General features: G+C 71.1%; 18 protein-coding genes. 12 read left to right on the plus strand and 6 right to left on the minus strand.

Annotation, left to right across the window (positions count from 1 at the left end; all coding sequences use genetic code 11):
• Positions 1-340: 340 nt before the first annotated feature.
• Together OG226_RS20120 and OG226_RS20125 are read left to right on the plus strand one after the other, a co-directional pair.
• Positions 341-2,113 (plus strand): acetyl/propionyl/methylcrotonyl-CoA carboxylase subunit alpha, encoded by a 1,773-nt coding sequence (locus tag OG226_RS20120; protein WP_328679731.1) that lies wholly within the window; start codon positions 341-343, stop codon positions 2,111-2,113.
• Between the two features lie 101 nt (positions 2,114-2,214).
• Positions 2,215-2,790 carry a TetR/AcrR family transcriptional regulator gene (locus tag OG226_RS20125; protein WP_329349644.1) on the plus strand — a complete coding sequence of 192 codons (576 nt, stop codon included), beginning with the start codon at positions 2,215-2,217 and terminating at the stop codon, positions 2,788-2,790.
• 148 nt (positions 2,791-2,938) lie between these two features.
• Here OG226_RS20125 and OG226_RS20130 read toward each other — a convergent pair whose 3' ends face one another.
• Together OG226_RS20130 and OG226_RS20135 are read right to left on the minus strand one after the other, a co-directional pair.
• Positions 2,939-3,904, minus strand: coding sequence for a DeoR/GlpR family DNA-binding transcription regulator (locus OG226_RS20130; protein ID WP_328679733.1), 966 nt, complete (start codon positions 3,902-3,904; stop codon positions 2,939-2,941).
• A gap of 164 nt (positions 3,905-4,068) precedes the next feature.
• Positions 4,069-5,517, minus strand: a complete 1,449-nt coding sequence (locus OG226_RS20135) for an NAD(P)H-quinone dehydrogenase (protein ID WP_328679734.1) — start codon at positions 5,515-5,517, stop codon at positions 4,069-4,071.
• Between the two features lie 363 nt (positions 5,518-5,880).
• Between OG226_RS20135 and OG226_RS20140 the strand changes: the two genes are divergently transcribed.
• From OG226_RS20140 to OG226_RS20150, 3 genes are all read left to right on the plus strand, one after another.
• Positions 5,881-6,318: a gamma-glutamylcyclotransferase gene (locus OG226_RS20140; RefSeq protein ID WP_327401721.1), complete on the plus strand. Its 438-nt coding sequence runs from the start codon at positions 5,881-5,883 to the stop codon at positions 6,316-6,318.
• 117 nt (positions 6,319-6,435) lie between these two features.
• Positions 6,436-7,260 carry a purine-nucleoside phosphorylase gene (locus tag OG226_RS20145; protein WP_328679735.1) on the plus strand — a complete coding sequence of 275 codons (825 nt, stop codon included), beginning with the start codon at positions 6,436-6,438 and terminating at the stop codon, positions 7,258-7,260.
• Positions 7,261-7,339: 79 nt separating this feature from the next.
• The gene (locus tag OG226_RS20150) at positions 7,340-8,974 is read left to right on the plus strand and encodes a phospho-sugar mutase (RefSeq protein WP_328679736.1); all 1,635 of its coding nucleotides are present in this window, start codon (positions 7,340-7,342) and stop codon (positions 8,972-8,974) included.
• Positions 8,975-9,037: 63 nt separating this feature from the next.
• Here the strand turns inward: OG226_RS20150 and OG226_RS20155 are convergent, their stop codons facing one another.
• Positions 9,038-10,678 carry a hypothetical protein gene (locus tag OG226_RS20155; protein WP_328679737.1) on the minus strand — a complete coding sequence of 547 codons (1,641 nt, stop codon included), beginning with the start codon at positions 10,676-10,678 and terminating at the stop codon, positions 9,038-9,040.
• Between the two features lie 63 nt (positions 10,679-10,741).
• Complete coding sequence (locus OG226_RS20160) at positions 10,742-11,437, minus strand: PH domain-containing protein (RefSeq protein ID WP_328679738.1); 696 nt, start codon at positions 11,435-11,437, stop codon at positions 10,742-10,744.
• A gap of 187 nt (positions 11,438-11,624) precedes the next feature.
• On the opposite strand from OG226_RS20160, the gene deoC reads away from it, so the two are divergent.
• The 3 genes from deoC to OG226_RS20175 are packed head-to-tail and all read left to right on the plus strand — an operon-like array spanning position 11,625 to position 14,959.
• Positions 11,625-12,584, plus strand: coding sequence for a deoxyribose-phosphate aldolase (gene deoC, locus OG226_RS20165; protein WP_328679739.1), 960 nt, complete (start codon positions 11,625-11,627; stop codon positions 12,582-12,584).
• Positions 12,585-12,589: 5 nt separating this feature from the next.
• Positions 12,590-14,044, plus strand: coding sequence for an aldehyde dehydrogenase family protein (locus OG226_RS20170; protein ID WP_443066896.1), 1,455 nt, complete (start codon positions 12,590-12,592; stop codon positions 14,042-14,044).
• Positions 14,045-14,959 (plus strand): aldehyde dehydrogenase family protein, encoded by a 915-nt coding sequence (locus tag OG226_RS20175; protein ID WP_329349645.1) that lies wholly within the window; start codon positions 14,045-14,047, stop codon positions 14,957-14,959.
• A gap of 107 nt (positions 14,960-15,066) precedes the next feature.
• Here OG226_RS20175 and OG226_RS20180 read toward each other — a convergent pair whose 3' ends face one another.
• The gene (locus OG226_RS20180; protein WP_328679741.1) at positions 15,067-15,471 is read right to left on the minus strand and encodes a hypothetical protein; all 405 of its coding nucleotides are present in this window, start codon (positions 15,469-15,471) and stop codon (positions 15,067-15,069) included.
• 127 nt (positions 15,472-15,598) lie between these two features.
• On the opposite strand from OG226_RS20180, the gene OG226_RS20185 reads away from it, so the two are divergent.
• Positions 15,599-16,246 (plus strand): uridine kinase family protein, encoded by a 648-nt coding sequence (locus tag OG226_RS20185; protein ID WP_328679742.1) that lies wholly within the window; start codon positions 15,599-15,601, stop codon positions 16,244-16,246.
• Positions 16,247-16,428: 182 nt separating this feature from the next.
• On the opposite strand, the gene OG226_RS20190 is transcribed toward OG226_RS20185, so the two are convergent.
• A complete protein-coding gene (locus OG226_RS20190; RefSeq protein WP_327401728.1) occupies positions 16,429-17,166 on the minus strand; it encodes a SigE family RNA polymerase sigma factor in 738 nt (245 codons plus the stop codon).
• Positions 17,167-17,444: 278 nt separating this feature from the next.
• On the opposite strand from OG226_RS20190, the gene afsQ1 reads away from it, so the two are divergent.
• The 3 genes from afsQ1 to OG226_RS20205 are packed head-to-tail and all read left to right on the plus strand — an operon-like array spanning position 17,445 to position 20,349.
• Entirely contained in the window at positions 17,445-18,122 is a 678-nt protein-coding gene (gene afsQ1 / locus OG226_RS20195; protein WP_019055771.1) for a two-component system response regulator AfsQ1, read from the plus strand.
• Positions 18,119-19,708 carry an ATP-binding protein gene (locus OG226_RS20200; RefSeq protein WP_443044715.1) on the plus strand — a complete coding sequence of 530 codons (1,590 nt, stop codon included), beginning with the start codon at positions 18,119-18,121 and terminating at the stop codon, positions 19,706-19,708. The genes afsQ1 and OG226_RS20200 overlap by 4 nt, the downstream gene beginning before the upstream one ends.
• A complete protein-coding gene (locus OG226_RS20205) occupies positions 19,705-20,349 on the plus strand; it encodes a hypothetical protein (protein WP_329349646.1) in 645 nt (214 codons plus the stop codon). The genes OG226_RS20200 and OG226_RS20205 overlap by 4 nt, the downstream gene beginning before the upstream one ends.
• Positions 20,350-20,409: the final 60 nt, after the last annotated feature.

Genomic DNA, 20,409 nt, shown 5'->3' on the forward strand with positions numbered 1-20,409 from the left:
AGCTTGCGTTACCTCAAGTACGTTCGAGGCACAGTGAACGCTACTAACGGGTAAACCGCGGGACAAGGGTTGTAGCGGGGGCAAAGAATCATTGGGCCATTCGTAGGGACTCCACAAAGAAACGGCGTGGCACGCGGCACGCTCTCACAGAGACCTTGCCCACACCGGAGAGCTAGGGTTTCCACGAGGAGTCCTGCGTACCGAGGTGCGACAAGGGATTTCACGGGTCGAGCAAGCCTCGCATCACGCTCCGTGTGGGCAAGCTCACCACTGGGGACGGGTCGATGCGCCGTGTCGGCAGTCCCTAAACTCGGCTTGTTTCAAGGAGGGAGCCTCAATCGTGCGCAAGGTGCTCATCGCCAATCGTGGCGAAATCGCTGTCCGCGTAGCCCGGGCCTGCCGGGACGCCGGGATCGCGAGCGTGGCCGTATACGCCGACCCGGACCGGGACGCTCTGCATGTCCGCGCCGCGGATGAGGCGTTCGCCCTGGGCGGTGACACACCGGCGAGCAGTTACCTGGACATCGGCAAGGTCCTCAACGCGGCCCGCGAGTCCGGTGCCGACGCCATCCACCCCGGCTACGGATTCCTGTCGGAGAACGCCGAGTTCGCCCAGGCGGTCCTCGACGCGGACCTGATCTGGATCGGCCCGCCGCCGCAGGCGATCCGGGACCTCGGTGACAAGGTCGCCGCCCGGCACATCGCCCAGCGCGCCGGTGCCCCGCTGGTGGCCGGTACGCCGGACCCGGTGTCGGGCTCGGACGAGGTCGTCGCGTTCGCCGAGCAGCACGGTCTGCCCATCGCGATCAAGGCCGCCTTCGGTGGCGGCGGTCGCGGTCTGAAGGTGGCCCGCTCGCTCGAAGAGGTTCCCGAGCTGTACGACTCCGCGGTGCGCGAGGCGGTCGCCGCCTTCGGTCGCGGCGAGTGCTTCGTCGAGCGCTACCTGGACAAGCCGCGACACGTGGAGACCCAGTGCCTGGCCGACTCCCACGGCAACGTGGTCGTCGTGTCGACGCGTGACTGCTCCCTCCAGCGCCGCCACCAGAAGCTCGTCGAGGAGGCGCCCGCGCCGTTCCTCTCCGAGGCTCAGGTCGCCGAGCTGTACGCCTCCTCGAAGGCCATCCTCAAGGAGGCCGGCTACGTCGGCGCCGGGACCGTCGAGTTCCTCGTCGGCCAGGACGGCACGATCTCCTTCCTTGAGGTCAACACCCGCCTCCAGGTGGAGCACCCGGTCACCGAGGAGGTCGCCGGCATCGACCTCGTCCGCGAGATGTTCCGTATCGCCGACGGCGAGGAACTCGGCTACGGCGACCCCGAACTGCGCGGCCACTCCTTCGAGTTCCGCATCAACGGCGAGGACCCGGGCCGCGGCTTCCTGCCCGCGCCCGGCACCGTCACCACGTTCGCGGCACCGTCCGGCCCGGGCGTCCGCCTGGACGCCGGTGTCGAGTCGGGCAGCGTCATCGGCCCGGCGTGGGACTCGCTCCTCGCGAAGCTGATCGTCAGCGGCGCGACCCGCGCGCAGGCGCTCCAGCGTGCCGCGCGTGCGCTGGACGAGTTCCAGGTCGAGGGCATGGCCACGGCCCTCCCGTTCCACCGCGTGGTCGTCAGGGACCCGGCGTTCGCCCCCGAACTCACCGGCTCCGCCGACCCGTTCACGGTCCACACCCGGTGGATCGAGACCGAGTTCGTCAACGAGATCAAGCCCTTCGCGGCCCCCACGGACGCCGAGGCGGACGAGGACGCGGACCGCGAGACGATCGTCGTCGAGGTCGGCGGCAAGCGTCTGGAGGTCTCCCTCCCGGTCTCGCTCGGCATGTCACTGGCCCGCACCGGCCTCGCCGCCGGGGCCAAGCCGAAGCGCCGCGCGGCCAAGAAGTCCGGCCCCGTCGCCTCCGGCGACACCCTCGCCTCGCCGATGCAGGGCACGATCGTCAAGGTCGCGGTCGAGGAGGGCCAGGAGGTCAAGGAGGGCGACCTCATCGTCGTACTCGAAGCCATGAAGATGGAACAGCCGCTGAACGCGCACAAGTCCGGCACGATCAAGGGACTTGGCGCGGAGGTCGGGGCGTCCATCACGTCCGGCGCGGCCATCTGCGAGATCAAGGACTGATCCGGCGGTACGTCCGGAGGTGCCCGGCCGACAGGAACAGCCTGTCCGCCGGGCACCTCTGTAATGTGACGGCACAGTGCCTAGGAGGGCAGGTGGGACCCATGGCCGACACAGTCAGGCCGCCGGCGGGGCTGCGCGCCGACGCCCGCCGCAACTACGAGCGGCTGCTCGCCGAGGCCCGGGTGTCCTTCGCCGCGCACGGTACGGACGCGTCCCTGGAGGACGTGGCGCGGCGGGCGGGTGTCGGTATCGGCACGCTGTACCGGCACTTCCCCAACCGGCAGTCCCTGATGAGCGCGGTCTTCGAGGACGCGGTGGGTGAACTCCTCGCCCGTTCCCGGGAGTTGCTCTCCGCCCCGCAGCCGTGCGCGGCCCTGGTGACCTGGCTGCGCGAGATGGTGACGCACGCGAGTGAGTACCGGGGGCTTTCCCGGGCGTTGATGGCGGTCGCCCATGACGGGACGTCCGCGCTGGCCCGGTGCAGCGACCCGATCCGTGCGGCGGGGGGTGCGTTGCTCTGCCGAGCGCAGGACGCCGGTGACGTGCGCGGTGACGTCGAGATCGGCGACCTGCTTCAGCTGACCCATGCGATCGCTCTCGCGGCGGAGGGCAATGCCGGGGATCCCGAACTGGCCGACAGGTTGCTGACGTTGACGTTGCGAGGATTGAAGCCGTAGCGCCGGTTCGGTTTTCGGGTGCGGCGCCGTCGTGGCTGGTCGCGCAGTTCTCCGCGCCCCTAGAAGACATGGGCCGACCCGCGTTTCTAAGGGGCGCGGGGAACTGCGCGACCAGCCCCCACCGGCCTGCAAGCCGAAAACGAACCGGTCAACGCCTGCGCAGATCCGCCACCCTCGCCGCACGCTCCCGCTCGGGGGACTCCCCGCCGAGTACGCCCGCCGCACGCAACCCCGGTCCTCCGCCCGGTACTTGACCCCGTCGCGGTGCCGGGAGGGGTACGTCCCGGCGGCGTTGGTCCCGCGTCGGGGTCTGGTCACCCCCCTGGCTTCCCGATGCGCCGGCCACGGCGATCTGCACCCCCTGGTCGGCCAGCGCCTGCAACTCCGTGGCCGCGCGGTCGTCGTGGCCCGGGGGCTCGTCGGTGACGAGGCGGGTGATGACGTCCGTGGGCACGGTCTGGAACATGGTGTCCGTGCCGAGCTTGGTGTGGTCGGCCAGGACGACGACCTCGGCGGCGGCCTGGACGAGGGCCCGGTCGACGGACGCCGACAGCATGTTGGACGTGGACAGGCCGCGCTCGGCGGTCAGTCCGCTCCCGGAGAGGAAGGCCCGGGAGACCCGCAGGCCCTGGAGGGACTGCTCCGCCCCGCTGCCCACCAGCGCGTAGTTGGAGCCACGCAGGGTGCCCCCGGTCATGACGACCTCCACGCGGTTGGCATGGGCCAACGCCTGGGCCACCAGCAGGGAGTTGGTGACCACGGTCAGTCCGGGCACCCGGGCGAGCCGACGGGCCAGCTCCTGGGTCGTGGTACCCGCCCCCACCACGATCGCTTCGCCCTCTTCGACGAAGCTCGCGGCGAGATCGGCGATGGCCGTCTTCTCGGCGGTCGCGAGATGCGATTTCTGCGGAAAGCCGGATTCTCGCGTGAACCCGCCCGGCAATACCGCACCGCCGTGCCGGCGGTCGAGGAGTCCTTCTGCCTCCAGTGCGCGCACGTCCCGCCGTACGGTCACTTCGGAGGTCTGGACGACGCGGGCGAGCTCACGGAGCGATACGGCCCCATTCGCTCGCACCATTTCGAGGATCAATTGGCGACGTTCTGCAGCGAACACGAAACTGACAGTAACCCCAACGACCGTCTGCTTTCAGGTGTTTGCGCCGAATAACGGAAGTTGTTCGTACAGCAGGACCGGAAGTGGTATAGGGCCTAGTCTCGCCGCCTATGCCGCCCGAATGGTCGACAACTCCCCGTGACCAGCGGGGAGTCCGTTTCGGCTCAGACTTCGCCCGTCGCCTTCCGCGTGTGGAGTTGCCGGGCCACCTCGGCGATCGAGCCCGAAAGAGACGGGTAGACGGTGAAGGCGTTCGCGATCTGTTCGACCGTCAGGTTGTTGTCGACGGCGATCGAGATCGGGTGGATCAGTTCCGAGGCGCGGGGCGCCACGACCACACCGCCGACGATGATGCCGGTGCCCGGACGGCAGAAGATCTTGACGAAGCCGTCCCGGATGCCCTGCATCTTCGCGCGCGGGTTGCGCAGCAGCGGGAGCTTCACGACGCGGGCGTCGATCTTGCCGCCGTCGACGTCGGCCTGGCTGTAGCCGACGGTCGCGATCTCGGGGTCGGTGAAGACGTTCGAGGAGACGGTCTTCAGGTTGAGCGGGGCCACCGCGTCGCCCAGGAAGTGGTACATCGCGATACGGCCCTGCATCGCGGCCACCGAGGCGAGCGCGAAGATCCCGGTCACGTCACCGGCGGCGTACACACCCGGAGCCGTCGTACGGGAGACCTTGTCGGTCCAGATGTGGCCCGAGTCGCGCAGCCTGACGCCCGCCTCCTCCAGGCCCATGCCCGCGGAGTTCGGGATGGCGCCGACGGCCATGAGGCAGTGCGAGCCGGTGATGACACGGCCGTCGGCGAGGACGACCTCGACCTTGTCGCCGACGCGTTTGGCGGACTGGGCGCGGGAGCGGGCCATGACGTTCATGCCGCGGCGCCGGAAGACGTCTTCGAGTACGGCGGCGGCGTCCGGGTCCTCGCCGGGCAGGACGCGGTCGCGGGAGGAGACGAGGGTGACCTTGGAGCCGAGGGCCTGGTAGGCGCCGGCGAACTCGGCGCCGGTGACACCGGAGCCGACCACGATCAGCTCTTCGGGGAGTTCGGTGAGGTCGTAGACCTGGGTCCAGTTCAGGATGCGCTCGCCGTCCGGGCGGGCGTCGTCCAGCTCGCGGGGGTGGCCGCCGGTCGCGATGAGGACGGCGTCGGCGACGAGGGTCTCCTCGGTGCCGTCGGCCGCCTTCACGATGACCTTGCGGGAGCCGTCTATGGCCTGCATGCCGTCGAGCCGGCCCCGGCCGCGCAGGACACGGGCGCCGGCCCGGGTCACGGACGCGGTGATGTCGTGCGACTGGGCGAGCGCGAGGCGCTTCACACGGCGGTTGACCTTGCCGAGGTCCACGCCGACGACCCGGGCCGCCTGTTCCAGGGGCGGGGTGTCGTCGGCGACGATGATGCCGAGTTCCTCGTACGACGAGTCGAAGGTGGTCATCACCTCGGCCGTCGCGATAAGGGTCTTCGACGGGACGCAGTCGGTCAGCACCGACGCCCCGCCCAGACCGTCGCAGTCGACGACGGTCACCTCCGCGCCGAGCTGCGCTGCCACCAGCGCCGCTTCATAGCCGCCGGGTCCGCCACCGATGATCACGATCCGAGTCACGTACCCCATTGTCCCGCACGCTTCAAGGTGCTTCCGCCCGGGGGCGAGGGCCCTGCCGGGCGGAGGGGGGCGGTGGGCGGTGAGCCGGAGTCGTCGGTACAGGTGAGGGAGGCGCGGGGTGGGCGGCAGGTGTGAGCGAAGTCAAGAACCCGGGGGCGGGGGCGGGCGTCTGCGGGATGGGGCTGAGCGGCCATCGGCCGTTGCGGCGACGGGGCGCGGAGTGCGGCGGCGGACGCGGGCACGAAGGGCGGCGGTGGGCGCGCGGGCCCCTGCGGGTGCGGCTGCACACCCCGGCCCTCCCCGTACCCCGGTGTCGTGAGGTACCCCCGGTTACGGGAGTGACGGGTGGTTCCGCTGCCGTACTCTCGAAGCATGTCGCTCTACGCCGCGTACGCCGGCAATCTCGACGCGCGGCTGATGACCCGCCGCGCCCCGCACTCGCCGTTGCGCGCCACGGGCTGGCTGAACGGGTGGCGGCTGACCTTCGGCGGCGAGCACATGGGCTGGGAGGGCGCGCTCGCGACGATCGTGGAGGCCCCGCGCTCCCAGGTCTTCGTCGCGCTGTACGAGATCGCCCCGCCGGACGAGGACTCCATGGACCGGTGGGAGGGCGTCGGCCTCGACGTCTACCGCCGCATGCGGGTCCGGGTGCACACCCTGGAGGGCGAGGAACCCGTCTGGCTGTACGTCCTCAACGGGTACGAGGGGGGACTCCCGTCGGCGCGGTACCTCGGTGAGCTCGCCGACGCCGCCGAGTCCGCGGGCGCGCCGCACGACTACGTGATGGAACTGCGGAAGCGCCCCTGCTGAGGGTTTCCCACACATAACGCCCGTCACAGGTCTCGTTGGAAACGACAAGACAACGATCGCCGTCCCGTGCGCTCTGTCATCTACGCGCGTAGGCCCAGACCAGCTACGCTCATCCGCGTGAACGCATCTCTTCTTCCGGACGACATCCAGGGCGACCCCCATGCCGCCGCTGACGCCGCCGCCACGCGCCTGCGCGAACTGACGGGCGCCGAGACCCACGACGTCGCCCTTGTGATGGGCTCCGGCTGGGGACCGGCCGTCGACGCCCTCGGCGTACCCGAGGCCGACTTCCCCGTCACCGAGCTGCCCGGTTTCCCGCCGCCGGCCGTCGAGGGACACGGGGGCAGGGTCCGCTCGTACAAGATCGGTGACAAGCGCGCGCTGGTCTTCCTCGGCCGTACCCACTACTACGAGGGCCGCGGTGTCGCCGCCGTCGCGCACGGCGTCCGTACCGCCGTCGCCGCCGGCTGCAAGACCATCGTCCTGACCAACGGCTGCGGTGGCCTGCGCGAAGGCATGCGTCCCGGCCAGCCGGTCCTGATCAGCGACCACATCAACCTCACGGCCACGTCCCCCATCGTCGGCGCGAATTTCGTCGACCTCACGGACCTGTACTCCCCCCGGCTGCGCGCCCTGTGCAAGGAGATCGACCCGGCTCTGGAGGAGGGCGTCTACGCCCAGTTCCCCGGGCCGCACTACGAGACTCCGGCCGAGATCCGCATGGCTCGGGTGATCGGCGCGGACCTGGTGGGCATGTCGACGGTGTTGGAGGCCATCGCCGCGCGCGAGGCGGGTGCGGAGGTGCTGGGTATCTCCCTGGTGACGAACCTCGCCGCGGGGATGACCGGCGAGCCGCTGAACCACGAGGAGGTTCTTCAGGCCGGCCGGGATTCCGCTTCGCAGATGGGGTCGCTGTTGGCCCAGGTGCTCGGGCGGTTGTAGGCACCGTCCCCAGGGGGCTCCGCCCCCTGGCCCCCCCGGATGTTTCCCACCGACATACCCCACGAGAGGTTGCCCCGACGTGCACGACGACGAACTCATCGCGCGGGCCAGGACCTGGCTCGCCGAGGACCCCGACGCGGACACCCGTGACGAGCTCGCCAAGCTCATCGACGCCGGGGACGTCGCCGAGCTCGCCGAGCGCTTCAGCGGCACCCTCCAGTTCGGCACCGCCGGCCTCCGCGGCGAACTCGGCGCCGGGCCCATGCGGATGAACCGAGCGGTCGTCATCCGGGCCGCCGCCGGACTCGCCGCGTACCTCAAGCAGCACGGCGCGACCGACGGAACCGTCGTCATCGGCTACGACGCCCGCCACAAGTCCGCCGACTTCGCCCGCGACACCGCCGCCGTGATGGTCGGCGCGGGGCTCAAGGCGGCCGTACTGCCCCGCCCCCTCCCCACCCCCGTACTCGCCTTCGCCATACGGCACTTGGGCGCGATCGCGGGCGTGGAGGTCACCGCCAGCCACAACCCGCCCCGGGACAACGGCTACAAGGTGTACCTCGGCGACGGCTCCCAGATCGTGCCCCCGGCCGACGCGGAGATCGCCGCCGAGATCGAGGCCGTCAACTCCCTGCACGACGTGGCCCGTCCGGACACCGGCTGGGAGCTCCTCGACGACGCCGTCCTCGACGCCTACCTCGCCCGCACGGACGCCGTCCTCGCCCCGGCCTCCCCCCGCACCGCCCGCACCGTCTACACCGCGATGCACGGCGTCGGCAAGGACGTACTGCTGGCCGCGTTCGCCCGGGCGGGGTTCCCGGAACCCGTGCTCGTCGCCGAACAGGCCGAGCCCGACCCGGACTTCCCGACCGTCGCGTTCCCCAACCCGGAGGAGCCCGGCGCGATGGACCTCGCCTTCGAGCGGGCCCGCGCGAGCGACCCCGACCTGATCATCGCCAACGACCCCGACGCCGACCGCTGCGCCGTGGCCGTGAAAGCCGACGGTGACTGGAGGATGCTCCGCGGCGACGAGGTCGGCTCGCTGCTCGCCGCGCACCTCGTGCGGCGCGGTGCCCGGGGCACCTTCGCCGAGTCGATCGTCTCCTCGTCCCTCCTCGGCCGTATCGCCGAGAAGGCGGGTCTGCCCTATGAGGAGACCCTCACCGGCTTCAAGTGGATCGCCCGGGTGGAGGGCCTTCGCTACGGCTACGAGGAAGCCCTCGGTTACTGCGTGGACCCGGACGGCGTGCGCGACAAGGACGGCATCACGGCCGCCCTCCTCATCACCGAGCTGGCGTCCGAGTTGAAGGCCGAGGGGCGCGATCTGCTCGACCTCCTCGACGATCTCGCCGTGGAGCACGGTCTGCACGCCACCGATCAACTCTCCGTCCGCGTGGAGGACTTGTCCGTCATCGCGGACGCCATGCGGCGGTTGCGCGAGCAGCCGCCGACCGCGCTCGCGGGGCTGGCCGTCACCAAGTCCGAGGACCTGAGCGAGGGCACGGAGCAGCTCCCGCCCACGGACGGCCTGCGCTACACGCTCGACGGCGCCCGGGTCATCGTCCGGCCCAGCGGCACCGAGCCCAAACTGAAGTGCTACCTGGAGGTCGTGGTCCCCGTCGCCACGCACGCCGATCTCCCGGCGGCCCGCGCGCGGGCGACCGAGACCCTCGCGACGATCAAGCGGGACCTGTCGGCGGCGGCCGGTATCTGAGCCGTAGCGGAACACGCGGGGTGTCCCTGTCCGGGGGCACCCCGTACGCGTCCCCTGCCGCGGTCAGGACAGCCGGCGCGTGGCGAGCAGCACGGTCCAGGCCAGCGCGAGAAGCGCGGCGAACGGCCACAACTGGCGTCCCCGCTCGCCCACTTCGCTCTCGCCCGTGGGACGCAGGGCGGGGTCGGCGATCATCGCGGAGAGTTCGGCGGCGAGGGCGTCGTAGGGGTGGGTGAGTCCGCGTCGGCGTTGCAGCCAGGGCCAGCGGGGCGCGGCCATCGACCAGTCGTCGCCGTCGCGCACGCGCAGTTGCAGTTCGAAGGACTCCCTGCGGGCCGCGCGGAGGTCGTCCCAGGGGATGTGGCGCGGGGCGCGCAGCCGGTTCAGCCAGATGCCGGTGCGGTCGGCGGTGATGCGCCAGCGCAGTTTCACGGGGACGCGGACGGCGCACATCAGGCCGAGGAGGAGGAGCAGGCCTCGGAACCAGAGGCTGTCGTCGATCCCCAGCAGGAAGTACCCCAGACACCACTGCACGGTCAGGAAGCCCGCCAGCCAGTCCACCGGCCCCGCCCGCCAGCGCCGTACCGGCACCACGGTGGTCCCCGCGCGCAGGGTCGCGGCCAGTTCCTCGTCCCGGGCCGCCCGGACCTCCGCCCGCTTCGCCCGGTCGAGCCGCCGCCGCGCGGCGCCCTCCGGCAACGGTCGTACGGGCCCGGTCGACCACTCCGTCACCGGCGGCTCGCCGGGCTCCTCCGCCGCACCGAGCAGCAGGATCTCGGCGCCGTCGTAGGGGGTGCCGTACAGGACGGCCTCGCGCAGAGGGGCGGGAGCGGCGGTCTTCGCGGGCGCGTCCAGGAGTTCCTCCAGCTCCTCCGCCTCCGCCTCGTCGTTCCCCTCCCCCTCTTCTTCCGCCCTCGTCGCGACCGTGAGGAGCGGCCGTAGCGCCTCCGTGTCGTCCGTCGCGTAGATCACGGCGTCCTCGTGCTCGTCCTTGCCGACGAGGACGCGCAGCACGGGCGTGGGTGACCTGCGCAGCGTGAGCGCCCGTCGTCGGCCGAGGGTTCCGGAGAGGAGCAGGGTGAGTGCCAGGCCCACGACGAACAGGCCCTCCGCGACGGCGAGTTGGCGGTCGCCCGCCGAGTGCCACAGGCCGGAGGTGGCGAGCAGTACGACTCCGGGTACGGCCATGCCCGCCCCGAACCTGAGGAGGAGCCGGCCCCGCCGCACCGGCCCGTCCGCGTCCGGCGGCACGACGGTGACCCCGCCGGTCGCGGCCAGGGCGCGCTGCCCCTGGCGGGTACGCGCGCGTGCCCGTAGCTCGGTGGCCGTCCCGGAGGCCAGGACCAGCAGGGCGGCGCAGACCAGGACCGGCCACGGCAGCCCGGTCGCCCGGACCGCCACCAGCACGATCAGCGCGGGGGCGGAGAACCGTACGACCTCGGGGCGCCACAGCCACCAGACGACCTGGAGCGGCAGCAGCGCGACCAGATCCGGGGACAGGTCCGTCGTCGCCAGCAGTCCGAAGGCGCCGAACAGGGCGCACCAGACGGTCAGTTCGACGGCCCAGCGCCGCGGCCGGACCGGCACCCACCACGGCAGGACCGCACCGGCCCACACGCGCGCGTGCTCCCCGTTCCAGTCCACGCACCCGTCGGGTATCGCGGTGGCGGGCAGCGGCGACGACTCCCGGACGTTCGCGGTCATGACATCCCAGAGAGGTAAGAGGTAGGGGTGGGGAGGTGTGAGTGCGGGGGTGTGCCCGTCCGGTCAGCCCGTCGCCAGCAGGATCGCCAGGAGTACCGCACCGGCGACCACCGGCCCGATCACCTCGTACGCCCAGCGCACGGTGACCTCGCCCTGCGCCGACTCCGCCTGCTCCCTGGTCTCCAGCAGCTCGCGCAGGTCGGCCATGATCTGGTCGGACTCCGCGCGCGTGGGCCCGGCCTGCACGGTGCCGCCCCGCATGCCGCTGCCCGCGCCCATGCCGCCGCCGAACCCGCCGACGCCACCGCCGAAGCCCAGGGCGCCGGACCTGCCGCCGCGCCGCGCTCCCGCCGCCTCCGCCGCGGCCTTCGCCTCGCGCCGTGCCGCCTTCTTGCGGCCGCGCAGCGAGACCGGGACCGACCACAGCTGGAACTTGGCGCCCGCCTTCGTGACGACCTCGTTCGAGAACCCGGACCGCAGGCCGGCGATCTCGCCCCACGGCAGTACGACGAGCCGGAACGGGTTGCGGACGCGCAGCCGGTCCGGGCCCGCGTACACCGCCGGGCGGAGCGTGAACGCGGCGATCGCCGGGACGACGAGGATCAGGCCGGCCAGTGCGAGCCACGGGGTGCGGCCGTGGCCGGACACGAGGGCGTCGATGCCGAGCCAGCAGGCGATGGCCAGCAGCAGGACACCGCCGATGAGGCCCGCGGGTGAGCGGTAGATCCGGTCTTTGGGCTCGGGGTGCGGGGTCGTCATGGTGCCGATTCTGCCTCAGAGGTGCGCCTGCTCGCCGTCGGGGACCTCCTCGTCCGCGAGTGCGGGTGCGTGGGTGGCTGGCCGCGCAGTTCCCCGCGCCCCCGGGGCACGCACCTCGGCGGTGTGCCCAAGCTCGACCTCCGGGGTGTACAGCCGCTACGCGCGTAGATATGCTCGGGTGGTGACCATGCCCACCACTGCACCTGCTGCTGCACACGCACTCGGCGAGGTAACGGCTTCCGACAGCACGCTGCGCCGTTTCCTCCACGGGCTGCCCGGCGTCGACGCGGTCGGCCTGGAGGCGCGTGCCGCCTCGCTCGGGACCCGTTCCATCAAGACCACCGCGAAGGCGTACGCCATCGACCTCGCCATCTCGATGGTCGACCTGACGACGCTGGAAGGCGCGGACACCCCGGGCAAGGTCCGGGCGCTCGGCGCCAAGGCGGTCCGCCCCGATCCGACCGACCGCACGAGCCCCTCGACCGCGGCCGTCTGTGTCTATCCGGACATGGTGGCCACCGCGAAGGAGGCCGTCGCCGGTTCCTCCGTGAAGGTCGCCTCCGTCGCCACCGCCTTCCCGGCCGGCCGCGCCGCGCTCGCCGTGAAGCTGGCCGACGTGCGGGACGCGGTCGCCGCGGGCGCCGACGAGATCGACATGGTCATCGACCGCGGGGCGTTCCTCGCGGGCAACTACATGAAGGTGTACGACGAGATCGTCGCCGTGAAGGAGGCCTCGGGCGCCGCCCGCCTGAAGGTCATCTTCGAGACCGGCGAGCTGTCGACGTACGACAACATCCGCCGCGCGAGCTGGCTCGGCATGCTGGCCGGCGCGGACTTCATCAAGACGTCGACGGGCAAGGTCGCCGTCAACGCGACGCCCGCGAACACCCTGTTGATGCTGGAGGCGGTCCGCGACTTCCGCGCCCAGACCGGCATCCAGGTCGGCGTGAAGCCCGCGGGCGGTATCCGCACCTCCAAGGACGCGATCAAGTTCCTGGTCATCGTCAACGAGACGGCGGGCGAGGACTGGCTGGACAACCACTGGTTCCGCTTCGGCGCGTCCTCGCTCCTGAACGACCTGCTGATGCAGCGTCAGAAGCTGGCCACCGGCCGCTACTCCGGCCCCGACTACGTGACGGTGGACTGACCATCATGGCTACTTTCGACTACGCACCCGCCCCCGAGTCCCGCTCGGTCGTCGACATCGCGCCCTCCTACGGCCTGTTCATCGACGGCGAGTTCACCGAGGCGGCCGACGGCAGGGTCTTCAAGACCGTGTCCCCCTCCACCGAAGAGGTCCTCTCCGAGATCGCCCAGGCGGGCGAGGCGGACGTCGACCGCGCGGTGAAGGCCGCCCGCAAGGCCTTCGAGAAGTGGTCGGCGCTGCCCGGCTCCGAGCGCGCCAAGTACCTGTTCCGCATCGCCCGGATCATCCAGGAGCGCAGCCGCGAACTGGCCGTCCTGGAAACCCTGGACAACGGCAAGCCCATCAAGGAGACGAGGGACGCCGACCTCCCCCTGGTCGCCGCGCACTTCTTCTACTACGCGGGCTGGGCCGACAAGTTGGACCACGCCGGCTTCGGAGCGAACCCGCGGCCCCTCGGTGTCGCGGGCCAGGTCATCCCCTGGAACTTCCCGCTCCTGATGCTCGCGTGGAAGATCGCCCCGGCACTGGCGACCGGCAACACGGTCGTCCTGAAGCCCGCCGAGACCACCCCCCTCTCGGCGCTGTTCTTCGCGGACATCTGCCGCCAGGCCGGCCTCCCCAAGGGTGTCGTCAACATCCTTCCGGGCTACGGCGATTCGGGCGCCGCGCTCGTCGCGCACCCGGACGTCGACAAGGTCGCCTTCACCGGCTCCACGGCGGTCGGCAAGCAGATCGCGCGGACCGTCGCGGGCACGACCAAGAAGGTCACCCTCGAACTCGGCGGCAAGGGCGCGAACATCGTCTTCGACGACGCCCCCATCGACCAGGCGGTCGAAGGCATCGTCACCGGCATCTTCTTCAACCAGGGCCAGGTCTGCTGCGCGGGCAGCCGCCTGCTCGTCCAGGAGTCCATCCAGGACGAGCTGTTGGACTCCCTGAAGCGGCGGCTCTCCACGCTCCGCCTCGGCGACCCGCTCGACAAGAACACGGACATCGGCGCGATCAACTCCGCCGAGCAGCTCTCGCGGATCACCACGCTCGTGGAGCAGGGCGAGGCGGAGGGTGCCGAGCGCTGGTCCCCGTCCTGTGAACTCCCGTCCTCCGGCTACTGGTTCGCCCCGACGCTCTTCACGAACGTCACCCAGGCGCACACCATCGCCCGCGACGAGATCTTCGGCCCGGTGCTGTCCGTGCTGACCTTCCGTACGCCCGAGGAGGCGGTCGCGAAGGCCAACAACACGCAGTACGGCCTCTCCGCCGGTATCTGGACGGAGAAGGGTTCCCGCATCCTCGCGGTCGCGAGCAAGCTGCGCGCGGGTGTCGTCTGGTCCAACACGTTCAACAAGTTCGACCCGACCTCGCCGTTCGGCGGCTACAAGGAGTCGGGCTTCGGCCGCGAGGGCGGTCGCCACGGCCTGGAGGCGTACCTCGCCCCGTCGAGCCCGGAGGGCGAGCGATAAATGAGCACAGTCGAGAAGTCCGGCAAGACCGAGCAGCAGCGTCTGAGCGTCTTCAAGACCTACAAGCTGTACGTCGGGGGCAAGTTCCCCCGTAGCGAGAGCGGCCGGGTGTACGAGGTGACCGACTCCAAGGGCAAGTGGCTCGCGAACGCACCGCGGTCCTCCCGCAAGGACGCCCGCGACGCGGTCGTGGCCGCCCGCAAGGCGTTCGGCGGCTGGTCCGGCGCGACGGCGTACAACCGCGGCCAGATCCTCTACCGCATCGCCGAGATGCTGGAGGGCCGCAAGGACCAGTTCGCGCGTGAGGTCGCGGACGCGGAGGGCCTGTCGAAGTCGAAGGCAGCCGCCGTGGTCGACGCGGCGATCGACCGCTGGGTCTGGTACGCGGGCTGGACGGACAAGATCGCGCAGGTGGTCGGAGGCGCGAACCCGGTGGCGGGCCCGTACTTCAACCTCTCCTCGCCCGAGCCGACGGGCGTGGTCACCGTCCTCGCGCCCCAGGAGTCCTCGTTCCTGGGCCTGATCTCGGTCGTCGCCCCGGTGATCGCGACCGGCAACACGGTCATCGTCATCGCGAGCGAGAACTCCCCGCTCCCCGCCCTGTCGTTGGGCGAGGTCCTGGCCACCTCCGACCTCCCCGGCGGAGTCGTCAACATCCTCTCCGGCAGGACGGCGGAGATCGCGGCCCCCCTCGCGGCACACCAGGACGTCAACGCCATCGACTTGGCGGGCGCGGACGACGTACTGGCGAAGGACCTGGAGATCGCGGCGGCCGACAACCTCAAGCGAGTCCTCCGTCCACAGCCTGTGGATTACACGGAGACCCCCGGCATCGACCGCCTGACAGCCTTCCTGGAGACGAAGACGGTCTGGCACCCCACGGGTTCGCTGGGAGCAGGCGGCTCCTCGTACTAGGAGGCAGGCCGAAGGCCACGCCTCAGGGGCGCGGGGAACTGCGCGACCAGCCACAACGGACGCGCACCCGGCAACAGGTCCGCAGTTCCCCGACGCGACCCCGCACCTCACCCCCCGAGCAGCCCGGTCACCTGCCCCACCACCGGCATGCTCCCGATCGACTGAGCCTCGGCCACCGGCCCCGTCAACGCCTGCGAGGCCAACGGCTGGAAGTCCGCGAGCTGGGTCGCGACCCCGTTGTCGAGCGGGTCAACACCCGTCCCCGCGAGCGGATTCGGCTTGAGACCAGCGACCGGCCCGGTGACATACCCGACCGTGCCGGTGAGCGCACCGAGCCCCGCCGCGGGGTCGATCTTGCCCAGGGACGTGGGCCGCGTCCGCATCGCGTCGACAACCGGCGCGGTGTCCGCGGCGGCCGACGCCGCCCCCGCACCGAGGGCGACTCCGGCGGTCGCGAGGGCGACCAGGGCGCGCTGGGCGGTCGGATGCTGGGGGGACGTGTGTCGTGCCATTGCTGGTGCCACCTTCTGGTGCGCAGGGTAATCAGGTCAGCACGAAGGGTAGTTGACGTGTGATGCGCGTTCCACTGGCGACCCGCGGGGTCGGCAGGACGTACGGAATGCGTCAAACTGGTGTCCCGTGAGCATCCTTTCCCCGTCACCGGCCCGTGTCGTGCTGCTGTGCGGCCCCTCGGGTTCCGGCAAGTCCCTCGTCTCCGCCCGGTCCGGTCTGCCCGTGCTGCGGCTCGACGACTTCTACAAAGAGGGTGACGACCCGACGCTGCCGCAGGTGGCGGGGAGTTCGGACATCGACTGGGACCACCCCGACTCGTGGGACGCGGACGTGGCGGTCGCCGCGATCGTCGACCTGTGCCGCACGGGCCGCACGGACGTGCCGGTCTACGACATCTCGCTCAGCGCGCGCACGGGCACCGAGGCGGTCGACGTGGGCCGGACCCCGTTGTTCATAGCGGAGGGCATCTTCGCCGCCGAGGTCATCACCCGGTGCCAGGAGCTGGGCGTCCTCGCGGACGCGCTGTGCCTGAGCCGCGGCCCGATGCGCACCTTCCGGCGCCGTTTCCTGCGGGATCTCCGGGAGGGCCGTAAGTCCGTGCCGTTCCTGTTGCGGCGCGGCTGGCGGCTGATGCGGCTGGAGCGCTCGATCGTGGCCCGGCAGACCGGACTCGGCGCGTACGCCTGCGACAAGGACGAGGCGCTGGGCAGGCTCGCGGCGGCGGCGGTGGGCCGGCGCCCGGCACGGACGACTCCGGCGCCCTTCGCGCCGTAGACGCAAGAAGAGCGGGACTGGACGGACCCCCCGGCCCTCCAGTCCCGCTCTCCCCGTTCCCCCGTGGTACTTCCCCCGTGTTTCCCCCCCCATGGTCCCCGCGACCCCGTCGGCACCCCCCGGTACCGATCCCCCGCGGTCCCCCCGGACCTTCCCCCGTTACCTGTTCCCCCCCCCAACCCTCAGGCGACCAGCTCCCCGAAGGCGTCCTCCTCGTCACGGCCGAAGCTGAGGACCTCGTCCTCGCGCATACGGCGGAGCGACCGCCAGATGCTGGACTTCACCGTGCCGACACTGATGTCGAGGATCTCCGCGATCTCCGGGTCCGTGCGGCCCTCGTAGTAGCGGAGGACCAGCATGGTGCGCTGGAGTTCCGGCAGCCGGGACAGCGCCTGCCACAGGACCGCGCGCAGTTCCGTGCCGCGCATCGCGTCCGTGTCGCCGGGCGTCTCCGGCAGCTCCTCGGTCGGGTACTCGTTCAGCTTGCGGCGGCGCCACGCGCTGATGTGCAGGTTCGTCATGGTGCGGCGGAGGTAGCCCCCGACCGCGGCCTTGTCGCTGATCCGGTCCCACGCCTTGTACGTCGAGAACAACGCGCTCTGCAGCAGGTCCTCGGCCTCGAAGCGGTCGCCGGTCAGGTGGTACGCGGTGGCGTACAGGGAGGCGCGGCGCTCCTGGACGTAGGCGGTGAACTCCGCCTCCGACAGCGAGTGCCGCTCCCCCGTGTCCTCCCTGTACGCGCTTCCCCCGTGCGCTTCCCCCGTGTGCGCGTCAACCACCGTCATGTAACCGGTGTGCTGACGCCCGACGCTGCGAGCGCACCCCCGCCCGTTCACAGCGCCGGACTTCTCGGAACCCCGGGTGACGTCGTGCAGACGCGTGATGACTGCGTTGTTGCTGGTGCTGTGCAGCGTGTTCATCTCGCGCCCCCCGTAGTGGACTTGCCCGGTGTTCGGATGTTCCGGCTCGGTTCCCTCGTGGTTCCTTGCCTGTGCCGAAAATCCTGCCGGGGTCACTTCATGGACGTGTCCCCCGACTGTCACAGACCTGTCACAGGGCCCTGTCTCTGCGGCTGCCCTCAGAAAACGGACAGTCCGGTCACAGAAAAGGGCGCTACGGGTACGCACACCCGCCTACAAGGGCTACGTACACGTACAGGTGTCGAAACCCCACCCCCACATGGGCCAGAATGAGCCCCGTGCCTTCCCTGTTGCTGATCGAGGACGACGACGCCATCCGGACGGCCCTGGAGCTCTCGCTGACGCGCCAGGGACACCGGGTAGCCACCGCTGCCAGCGGCGAGGACGGTCTGAAGCTGTTGCGTGAGCAGCGGCCGGACCTGATCGTGCTGGATGTGATGCTGCCCGGCATCGACGGTTTCGAGGTGTGCCGTCGTATCCGGCGCACGGACCAGCTGCCGATCATTCTGCTCACCGCGCGCAGCGACGACATCGACATCGTCGTCGGACTGGAGTCCGGTGCCGACGACTACGTGGTCAAACCCGTGCAGGGGCGTGTGCTGGACGCCCGCATCCGGGCCGTGCTGCGGCGCGGCGAGCGGGAGGCGAACGACGCGGCGTCGTTCGGTTCGCTCGTCATCGACCGGGCCGCGATGACCGTCACGAAGAACGGCGAGGACCTCCAACTCACGCCCACCGAGCTGCGGTTGCTGCTCGAACTGAGCCGGCGGCCCGGACAGGCCCTGTCCCGGCAGCAGTTGCTGCGCCTGGTGTGGGAGCACGACTACCTCGGTGACTCGCGGCTGGTGGACGCCTGTGTCCAGCGGCTGCGCGCCAAGGTCGAGGACATCCCGTCGTCCCCGACCCTCATCCGTACCGTGCGCGGCGTCGGCTACCGCCTGGACTCGCCTCAGTGACCGACGCACCAGGGGGGATCCGCGGCTGGCGCCCGGGTCGTAAGGGAGTTCTGTGGCGGCTGCGGTTCACCAGTCTGCGCCTCAGGCTGGTCGTGGTCTTCGGCCTGGTCGCGCTGACCGCCGCCGTGTCCGCGTCCGGCATCGCGTACTGGCTCAACCGCGAGGCCGTCCTCACCCGCGCCCAGGACGCCGTCCTGCGCGACTTCCGCCAGGAGATGCAGAACCGCGCCGGCGCGCTGCCGATGCACCCCACGCAGGACGAACTGATGCGCACGGCGGGCCAGATGGCCAACAGCAGCCAGCGCTTCAGCGTCCTGCTCGTCGGCGAGGACGCGAACGACAAGACGGTCTACGGCAACTCGGGCGGCCTGAACGGCTTTTCGCTGGAGGACGTGCCCAAGTCGCTGCGGACGGCGGTGAACAAGCAGCAGTCGGTGTCCGACGGCAACAAGGAGCCGTACCACCTGTACTGGCAGCGGGTCACCGAGCACGGCACGCCGTATCTGGTGGCCGGGACCCGGATGATCGGCGGCGGGCCGACCGGCTACATGCTCAAGTCCCTTGAGCCGGAGGCGAAGGACCTCAACTCCCTCGCCTGGTCGCTGGGTATCGCCACCGGGCTCGCGCTGATCGGTTCCGCGCTGCTCGCGCAGGCCGCCGCGACGACCGTCCTCAAGCCCGTGCACCGGCTCGGCATCGCCGCGCGCCGGCTCGGCGAGGGCAAGCTGGACACCCGGCTCAGGGTCTCCGGGACCGATGAACTCGCCGAGCTGGCACGGACGTTCAACCAGACCGCCGAGGCGCTGGAGAAGCGGGTCGCCGACATGGCCGCCCGGGACGACGCCTCGCGCCGGTTCGTCGCCGACATGTCGCACGAGCTGCGCACCCCGCTGACCGCGATCACGGCGGTGGTGGAGGTGCTCGAAGAGGAACTCGACGCCGAGACCGGCAGCGTGGACCCGATGATCGAACCCGCCGTACGCCTCGTCGTCAGCGAGACCAAGCGGCTCGGCGACCTCGTCGAGAACCTGATGGAGGTCACCCGCTTCGACGCGGGCACCGCCCGGCTGGTCCTGGACGACGTCGACCTCGCCGACCAGATCACCGCGTGCCTCGACGCCCGCGCCTGGCTGGACGCCGTGGACCTGGACGCCGAGCGCGGCATCCACTCCCGGCTCGACCCGCGCCGCCTCGACGTCATCCTCGCCAACCTCATCGGCAACGCCCTCAAGCACGGCGGCTCGCCGGTCAGGGTGGCGGTACGGCTGGAGGACGACGAACTCGTCATCGCGGTACGGGACCACGGCCCCGGCATCCCCGAGGACGTCCTGCCGCACGTCTTCGACCGCTTCTACAAGGCGAGCGCCTCCCGGCCGCGCTCCGAGGGCAGCGGCCTGGGCCTCTCCATCGCCCTGGAGAACGCCCGATTCCACGGCGGCGGGATCACCGCCGCCAACTCCCCCGACGGCGGCGCGGTGTTCACCCTGCGGCTGCCCAGGGACGCCTCCACACTCACGGAGGAGACCGACAAGGGCGAGGGCGAGGGCCCGGTCGGCTCGGTCGGCTCCGAGGGGAACGCGCCATGACCGTACGACAGTCGACGGCCCGGCCCCGCGAACGGGCCCTGACGGTACGGCCGTTGCTGGCGCTGCCCCTGCTAGGTCTGCTGCTCGCCGGGTGCGGGATCCGGGCCACGGAGGTGCCGACCGATTTCGGGGCGGCGCCGTCCCGGGTGCCGTGCACGCTCACCGAGCCGGACGTGTCGCCGCAGGCCGCGCGCGGGGTGCCCGTGCAGGTGTTCCTGCTGTGCGGGTCGTCGCTGGTGACCGTCGACCGGGCGGTACAGGTGCCGGACGGCACGGCGGACGTGCTGCGGCGCGTGATCGTCGCCCAGGGGCTGCTGGACCAGCTCGCGGAGTCGCCGTCGTCGGGCGAGAAGGACGCCGGGTACACGACCGACGTGCGCGGCGGCATGACGGTGAGCGGGCCGCGCGCCAAGGATCCCAAGGACGCGCTGCGGCTGAGCAATTCACCGGCCGACCTGACGTCGTACGCGCTCGCCCAGATCGTCTGTACGTTCTCCGACTCGGCCGCGGCCGAGGGCGACGGCTCCGTGATCCTCGGCGGCCCGGACGGTTCGCCGCTGCGCCGTTACGAGTGCACGGACGACGTCCGCTCCGACCCGGGCACCAAGGCGCCGCCGTCCAGCGAGGTGACGGGCGGCTGAAGCCGCGTACGCCCCGGGGGGGGTGAACGAGGCGCGAAAAGGGGCGTGTGGCGCAGGCCT

Source organism: Streptomyces sp. NBC_01261 (genome assembly GCF_036226385.1).
Lineage (GTDB): Bacteria > Actinomycetota > Actinomycetes > Streptomycetales > Streptomycetaceae > Streptomyces.